Here is an 8,272-nt window from a genome sequence, read left to right on the forward strand (position 1 = left end):
CCAGAAGTCAGAGGATGCGGTTTTGGCGCTCGGCCAGAGACTTGAGAAGACCACCCGGGCCCCCGGCCTGACCCTCGCCGGAGAAACCCTCGCCCTCGACCTCTGCGGCGGCCTCTGGCTCGGCGCCCACCGGACCCTGATCGTGTCCGATCTCCACTTGGAGAAGGGCTCGGCCTATGCCGCGCGCTCGGGCCAGTTCCTGCCGCCCTACGACACCCGCGAGACCCTGGCCTGCCTGCACGAGGTGGTGGCCCGCCTCGACCCCGCGCGCGTGGTGGCGCTGGGCGATTCCTTCCACGACGCGCGCGGTCCGGAGCGGATGGAGCCGGGCGACCGCGCCATGGTGGCGGCCCTGCAGGAGGGGCGCGACTGGGTCTGGATCTCGGGCAACCACGACCACGCCGTCACCGAGGGCGTCGGGGGGCGCTATGCCGAGACCCTGGCGATCGGCGGCCTGACCCTTCGGCACGAGCCGACCGCCGACGCTCCCGAGGGCGAGGTCGCCGGCCATCTGCATCCCTGCGGCAAGGTCGCGATGCGCGGGCGGGCGGTGCGCCGGCGCTGCTTCGTCACCGACGGAAAGCGCCTGATCATGCCGGCCTTCGGCGCCTATGCGGGCGGTCTCAACGTCCGCAATCCCGTCTTCGAGCCACTGTTCCCGGCGGGCTTCACGGCGCATCTCCTCGGCGACGGCCGCGTCTTTGCCATCGGCAAGGCGATGCTGAGCAAGGACTGACGCGGGCCCTTCCGGTCAGGCGGCCACCAGCAGCGAAGCGCCGGCGACCCCGGACAGGACGAGGCGCAGGCGCCCGAGCCAGACCGGGACGAGGCCGCGCCGGGGCAGATCCTGGTCGACGAGGCCCCAGGCCAGCACGAGGACGCCGAGGACGCGCAGGTCCCACGGGGCGGGCGCGGCTAGCGCCGCCCAGGCGACGAGGGACGGCAGGATGGCGATGGCGTAGTCCGCGCCGCCCGAACCCCGCGCGGCGGCCGCCCCCCAGCGGATGCCACCGAGGAACGAGGCGATGACGGCGCCGTAGGTGGAGAGTACCAGCCGGGGACTGAGGCCGATGGTGCCCAGCCCCGCATCCGTCCCGCTGACGGAGAGCAGGGCGAAGCCCAGGAACGGAATCAGGCCGGCGATCCCCAGGACGAGGGCGGCCGGTGGAACCGCTGTGACGCGCGCCATCGGGTCTCCAGGCTTGGTGGCCACCCCGGTCGGCGGCATGGGCATCGGGAACGAGGGGCAGGCGTGACCTGCCCCTCGAAACCTTAACGCCCGGAGGCCTCGTCCGCTGCATCGCGAACGGGCGGCAGAAGCCCGCATGCCGGAGGGCCCGGGCTCCCGTCAGATGCGGCGCGCCGGGGGCGTGGCGCCGGGGCTCGGCGGCGGAGCGCCGAGCAGGCTCATGGAGTTTTCGATCGCGAATGGAGCCGGCGGCTCGTTCGCGGCCGGGTCGGGCGTGCGGGCCTTGAAGGCGGCGACCTGCGCCTTCGCGGCGGCCAGCGCCTTCGGATCGAGCTTGGCGGCCACGTCGTCCCGCTTCTTGGCCGCGTCGCTGTCGCCCTGGGCCGAGGCGGCCGAGAACCAGAGGTAGGATTGTTCGAGATCCTGCTGGACGCCGAGGCCGCGCGCGTAGAGCACCGCGAGATTGTACTGACTGTCGCGCAGACCGAACTCGGCGCCGCGCTTGAACCATTGCGAGGCCGTGGCGAAATCCGGCTTGCCGTTGGCGGCGGGGGTCTCGGCGTAGATCACCGCGAGGTTATGCATGGCCCGCGCATTGCCGAGTTCCGCCGCGCGGCCGTACCAGAGCTTGGCCTGGACGAGGTCGCGGGGAAGGCCCACGCCCTTCTCGTGAAGGCTGGCGAGCTTGTATTGCGCCGGGGCGTATCCGGAGGCGGCCACCTTCTCGAGAATGCGAGCCGCCATGACGTTGTCGCGCGGCATCCCCCGGGCCTCGGAGGCGCGGGTCGCGAGGTCGTAGGCAGCGGCCGCGTCCCCGTCGAGGGTGGCTTGCCGCAGCTTGCCGAGGGCGGGCGGTACGCCCGCGAGGTCGCCCGACAGACTTGCCAGGGCCGCGACCTTGGGCAGCCCAGCCCGGTCCGGGCCCGTCTTCGCGGGGTTCGCCGGGATCGCGGCGCTCGGTGTCTCGGCGAGGGACTGGGTGGTTTGGGGTTCGGCCGGCGGTTTCGCCTCGGGTGCCTTCGCGGGGGCGGACACGTCGGCGAGGGCCTGGGTGGTGGCGGGCGCGGCCTCGGCGGCCGGCGGCAGCGTCGCCGCCTCGGACATCGCCGGTGCCACCGCACCGGTCGAGCGGCGGGCGTTCACGGCCTGGAGGGCGCCGAGGGCGAGCACGATCGCGGCCAAGCCGAGGAGCAGGGGCTTGCGGCGGCGGTCGATCTCGCCGCGCAGGCGCGCGAGACGGCCCCCGCGCTCGGGCGCCTGGCCGGCGTCGCGGGATTCGGGGGGATCGAGGGGAATGGACTGGCCCGCCGCCTCCGCCTGGGCGGCCTGGGCGGCTCGGCGGGCGGCGGCGATGAAGCTCGTCTTGATGTCGCTGTCGGCGACGGCCGGCGTCTCGGCGGACTCGGCCGCGCGCTCACGGCCGGGCCGGCCGGCTCCGGGCTCCAGGGGCAGGTCGGGGCCGGTATGGAGCGCGGCGGGAATCGTGGGCCGGCTCCCCCGGGGGGCGTCGTTGCGGGGTCCGTCGGACCGGGGTCCGGCCCGGTCGAGGGGCGGCCGCTCGGTGTACGCGCGCTCGGGGATCGTCTCGCGGCCCGGGCGGCCGGAACCGGCCGAGGCGGCCTCCCCTTCCAGGGTGCCGAGGCGGCCGACGAGGCGCTCCAGGGCCGAGTAGACGCCGTTGAGGGTCGCTTGCATCCGCTGCTCGGACGCGACCTGATGCGCGCGCAAGTCGGCCAGACTCGCCCGCAGGAGACCGACCTCCTCCGGATCGGCGACGGCGCCGATGCTTTCCGCGACGGCGTTGCGGGCCGCGCGCTCCACCGCCGCTTCGATCGGCGCCTCAGCCCGCAGGGCCGACACCTGATCGAGGAGGTCGCTCATGGTGCGCTCGAGGCCGGCCAGCGCCGGATCGGCGTCGCGCGTATCGATCCGCTGGGCGAGCGCCAGGACCTGCTGCTCAAGGGCGTCGAGGCCCTCGTCGCGCGGGCCATCGCCGGTGCCGACGCGGTCGAGCTTGACCGTGAGGTCGTGCAGCATGGTCCGGATCGAGGCGAAATCCTCCTCCGGCGGTGCCGGACGGCGCAACGTCGCCCCAAGATCTTCGAGGCGGCCGATCAGGTCGCCCACCGGGTTGATGTGAACCCGCTCGACCTGCTCGGAGAGCGCGTCGAGGCGGTGCAGGATGGCGTCGGACTGCGCTCCCGTACCCATCGGCGCGCTGCCGCGCAGGGCATCGAGCTTGGCGCCCATCTCCTGGATCTGCTCGCCGATCCCGGAATCCGGGCCCGAGCGCAGACCGCTGCGAATCTCCTCCAGGAGCGGACGCAGTTCGGCCAAGCTCCCGGCCTCGCCGGGCTTGCCATCGTGCAGCTGCGCGATCTGGGTGCTGATGGTCTGCAGGCCCGAGGCGAGGCTCTGGATGCGCTCGGGGCCGGCGAGCGCACCGATGAGGCGGCGGATCTCGTCGAGTTCGCGGAACAGGCCCCCGAGCACGTCCTGCTCGGCGAAACCCGCCGGCGCGCTGTGCAGGGCTCCGTCGACCTTGGCGGCGAGGCGCTCCACGTCCGCCGCGACGCGGGCATGGACGTTCTCGGCCACGTCCTCGGCCAGGCGCGCGACCTGGACCCGGATCAGCTCGATCGGGGCCGCGATGGCGGCGAGGTCCGACGGCGCCTGAGCGCGCTGCACCCCGGCCGCCAGGGCCCGCATGGCCTGCTCCAGGGCGCCGACGTCGCGGCCGCTGGCGAGTCCGCCGATGGATTCGCGCAGGCGCGACGTCTCGTTCTGGAGTTCGGCGATGGCCGGGGAGCTGGCTTTGGGGGCCTGGCCTTCGGGGGTCTGTCCTTCGAGGGGCTGCGCCTCCTGTGCCGCGCCCGCGGCGAGTTCGCGCTGGCGCTGGCGGATCTCGCTGACGGCATCGCGGATCTCGGTCTCGGCGGCTCGGCCCCGGCGGCCGAGGGGGCGCGGTTGGGCGAGCTGCGAGCCGATCTCGGTCATCCGGCGCTCGATCTCCGACAGGCGATCGACCAGCTCGGACGGGGCGGCGGCGGGTTGGGCGGCGGCGCCGAGGCGTGCCTCGATCCCGGCGATCGTGCGGCTGGCCGCGTCCTGCGACGCCTGGCTCTCACGGCGCATGCGCTCGTCGGTGGCATCGAGGCGCTGCATCATCTCGGACAGGGCCGAATCGATCCCTGCGGCGGCGGGGGCCGGATCCATTGCCGGCGTCGCCACGGGTGCGGACTCCGGCGCCGCGGACTGGCGAGGCGCGGCGTCGGTCTGGAGCTGCGGAGCAGCGGCCTGGAGCGGCGCGGCAGCGGCCTGGGGATGCGCGGCAGCGGCCTGGAGAGGCGGAGCAGGTGGGACTTCCGACGTCGTCTGCGCGATCGGAGGCGCCGGCTGGCGCCGCTCCTCGGTCGCGGCGCGCGCTGCCGCATCCGGGTCCACGATGGAGGCGATCCAGGTCTCGACGGGGATTCCGGCGCGCCGTGCCACGTCTCGGGCCGCCTCGAGCACGTCGGGATCGAAGCCTTCGAGGTTGAGCGTGGCGGTGCGTGTCATCGTCAAACCTGACTCGGCGAAGTCCGTGGCTCGATCCGGGCAAGGCCCCCACGCCAACGCGGGTGAGGCGTTAACGGCAGATCGCATAGGCCAGACATTTGGTATTCTTGGTAAACACCCGGTTAAGGTCTCTGCGTCGGGCAGCATGAAGGCGCGGCGGCACGTTCGAATCTTCTGCTTTGCGTCCGTCCAAAAATGGTTTAGATGTGAACCATCAGGTGCGCCGGCGGCCGCAGGGTCGTCCAGGAACGCAACCGTTTCCGGGAGATGATGCGCGATGCCAACCTACAAGGCACCGGTCGAGGACGTCCTGTTCCTGCTGAACGACGTGTTCGGGTTCCACCGCTACGATAACCTGCGCGGCTTTTCGGACGCTTCGCCGGACGTGATGGAGGCGGTGCTCAACGAGGGCGCCAAGCTCGCCGAGACGGTGCTCGCGCCCCTGAACGCCGTCGGCGACCGGGAAGGCTGCACTCGCCATCCCGACGGCAGCGTCACGACCCCGAAGGGCTTCAAGGCCGCCTACGACGCCTATGCGGGCGGCGGCTGGATGGGCCTGTCGATGCCCGAGGAGTACGGCGGCCAGGCCCTGCCGCACACCCTCAACACCGCGATCCAGGAGTTCGCCTCCGGCGCCAACCTCGCTCTCGGCATGTATCCGGGCCTGACCCAGGGCGCGATGGCCGCCCTGCTGGTGCACGGCTCGGAGGAGCAGAAGGCGCTCTACCTGCCCAAGATGGTGGAGGGCGCATGGACCGGCACCATGAACCTGACCGAGCCGCATTGCGGCACGGATCTCGGCCTACTGAAGACCAAGGCGGTGCCGAACGGCGACGGCTCCTACAGCCTCACCGGCACCAAGATCTTCATCTCGGCGGGCGAGCACGACCTCTCCGAGAACATCATCCACCTCGTGATCGCCCGCATCGAGGGTGCGCCGGCCGGCACCAAGGGCATCTCGCTCTTCGTGGTGCCGAAGTTCCTCGTGAACGACGACGGCTCGGTGGGGGCGCGCAACCCGGTCTCCTGCGGCTCCCTCGAGCACAAGATGGGCATCCACGGGAATTCCACCTGCGTGATGAACTACGACGGGGCCAAGGGCTGGCTCATCGGCCAGGAGAATCGCGGCCTCAACGCGATGTTCGTCATGATGAACGAGGCGCGCCTCGCGGTCGGCGTCCAGGGCCTCGGCCAGTCCGAGGTCGCCTACCAGAACGCCGTCGCCTACGCGCGGGACCGGCTCCAGGGCCGTGCGCTCACCGGCGCTAAAGCCCCCGAGAAGGCCGCCGACCCGATCATCGTCCATCCCGACGTGCGCCGCACCCTGATGGGCATCCGCGCCTTCAACGAGGCCGCCCGCGCCCTCGTGCTCTGGACCGCGCTCCAGGCCGATATCGGCCACCGCTCCGACGACGAGAAGCAGCGACAGGCGGCCGATGACCACATGGGCCTGATGACGCCCGTGGTGAAGGGCGTCCTCACCGACAAGGGCTTCGCCAACGCGGTCGAGGCCCAGCAGATGTTCGGCGGTCACGGCTACATCGAGGAATGGGGCATGTCGCAGTTCGTGCGCGATGCCCGCATCGCCATGATCTACGAGGGCGCCAACGGCATCCAGGCCATGGACCTCATCGGCCGCAAGCTGCCCAAGGACGGCGGCCGCGCGATGATGAGCTTCCTCGGCGAAGTCCAGACCTTCATCAAGGACCACGGCGAGGACGACGGCATGAAGCCCTTCGTCGCTCCTCTCCAGGCCGGTCTGAACGACCTGCAGGGCGCCACCATGTGGTTCATGCAGAACGCCTTCTCCAAGCCCGACAACGCGGGCGCGGGTGCCACCGACTACATGCACCTCCTCGGCCTCGTCGCCATGGGCTACATGTGGGCGCGCATCGCCAAGGCGGCCCTCGCCCGGCAGGCCGAGACCGCTTCCGAGGCGATGGCCGCCAAGCTCGTGGTCGGGCGCTTCTACATGGAACGGATGCTGCCCGAGACCGCGACCCGGCTGGTCCGGATCAAGGCCGGATCGGAAACCACGATGGCGCTCAGCGCCGAGGCGTTTTAGACCCGCACGACGCCCCCTCCTATTCCTTGCGGGGAGGAACCGGAGGTGTGGGGGTGGTTGGGCGACCCTCCGTCGGCTGAGGCTGGCGGGGCCACCCCCACCCCTGACCCCTCCCCGCAAGGGGGAGGGGGAATGCCCGCGCCGCCAGGGTCAAGAGAACGAGGACACGCATGCCCGAGGCCTTCATCTACGACCACGTCCGCACCCCCCGGGGACGCGGCAAGCCCGACGGCGCCCTGCATGAGGTGACGGCGCTTCGCCTCGCAGAGGTGGCCCTGCGCGCCCTGAAGGACCGCAACGCCTTGGATACACGCCGCATCGACGACGTGGTCCTGGGCTGCGTCGATCCGGTGGGCGAGGCCGGTGGCGACATCGCCCGCGCGGCCGCCCTGGTGGCCGATTACGGCACCCACGTGCCGGGTGTGCAGATCAACCGCTTCTGCGCATCGGGCCTCGACGCGGTGAACTTCGCCGCCGCGCAGGTCATGGCCGGCCAGCACGACATGACGGTGGGCGGCGGTGTCGAGTCGATGAGCCGCGTGGGCCTCGGCGCCTCCGGCGGTGCCTGGCCGGTGGACCCGGCCATCGCGATCAAGTCGTGGTTCATGCCCCAGGGCGTCTCGGCCGATCTCATCGCCTCGAAATACGGCTTCACCCGCGACGATTGCGACGCCTACGCGGTCGAATCGCAGAAGCGCTCGGCCGCCTCCTGGGCCGAGGGGCGCTTCGCCGACGCGGTCGTGCCGGTGCGTGACATCAACGGCATCACCCTGCTCGCGCATGACGAGCACATGCGGCCCTCCACCGACATGCAGTCGCTGGGGCAGCTCAAGGCCTCCTTCGTCCAGATGGGTCAGATGGGCGGCTTCGACGCCGTGGCGATCGACGCGCATCCCGACGTCGAGACCGTCAACCACGTCCACCATGCGGGGAACTCGTCGGGTATCGTCGACGGCGCCGCCGCCGTGCTGATCGGATCACGCGAGGCCGGCGACGCCGCGGGCCTCAAGCCGCGTGCCCGCATCCGCGCCTTCGCCAATATCGGCTCGGACCCGGCCCTGATGCTCACCGGTCCGGTGGACGTGACGAAGAAGGTCCTGGCCCGCGCCGGCATGAGCCTGTCCGACATCGACCTGTTCGAGGTCAACGAGGCCTTCGCCGCCGTGGTGCTGCGCTTCCAGCAGGCGTTCGATGTCGACCCGGCCCGGATCAACGTCTGCGGCGGTGCCATCGCGATGGGCCATCCGCTGGGCGCCACCGGCGCGATGATCCTCGGCACCGTGCTCGACGAACTGGAGCGCACCGGCAAGGAGCGCGCCCTCATCACCCTGTGCATCGGCGCCGGCATGGGCACGGCTACCATCATCGAGCGGGTGTGAGGTCGGGTCGCCTCCCCATCCCTCCGGCAATGCGGTAGACGGCGGCGCCCGCCGCCGGGCGACGGCGGGCGCCGCCGTCTA

5 protein-coding genes are annotated in these 8,272 nt (G+C 71.8%); 3 read left to right on the top strand and 2 right to left on the bottom strand.

Annotation, left to right across the window (positions count from 1 at the left end):
- Window positions 1-22: 22 nt before the first annotated feature.
- Window positions 23-736, top strand: a complete 714-nt coding sequence (gene pdeM, locus MFF30_RS07850) for a ligase-associated DNA damage response endonuclease PdeM (protein ID WP_238278458.1) — start codon at window positions 23-25, stop codon at window positions 734-736.
- A gap of 15 nt (window positions 737-751) precedes the next feature.
- On the opposite strand, the gene MFF30_RS07855 is transcribed toward pdeM, so the two are convergent.
- Window positions 752-1,189: a DUF3429 domain-containing protein gene (locus MFF30_RS07855; protein WP_238278460.1), complete on the bottom strand. Its 438-nt coding sequence runs from the start codon at window positions 1,187-1,189 to the stop codon at window positions 752-754.
- Between the two features lie 159 nt (window positions 1,190-1,348).
- The gene (locus MFF30_RS07860) at window positions 1,349-4,747 is read right to left on the bottom strand and encodes a hypothetical protein (RefSeq protein WP_238278462.1); all 3,399 of its coding nucleotides are present in this window, start codon (window positions 4,745-4,747) and stop codon (window positions 1,349-1,351) included.
- A gap of 277 nt (window positions 4,748-5,024) precedes the next feature.
- On the opposite strand from MFF30_RS07860, the gene MFF30_RS07865 reads away from it, so the two are divergent.
- A complete protein-coding gene (locus MFF30_RS07865; RefSeq protein ID WP_238278464.1) occupies window positions 5,025-6,812 on the top strand; it encodes an acyl-CoA dehydrogenase C-terminal domain-containing protein in 1,788 nt (595 codons plus the stop codon).
- A gap of 170 nt (window positions 6,813-6,982) precedes the next feature.
- Window positions 6,983-8,191: an acetyl-CoA C-acetyltransferase gene (locus tag MFF30_RS07870; RefSeq protein ID WP_238278466.1), complete on the top strand. Its 1,209-nt coding sequence runs from the start codon at window positions 6,983-6,985 to the stop codon at window positions 8,189-8,191.
- Window positions 8,192-8,272 lie beyond the last annotated feature (81 nt).

The sequence above is a fragment of the Methylobacterium goesingense genome, from assembly GCF_022179225.1.
Taxonomy (GTDB): Bacteria; Pseudomonadota; Alphaproteobacteria; order Rhizobiales; family Beijerinckiaceae; genus Methylobacterium; species Methylobacterium goesingense.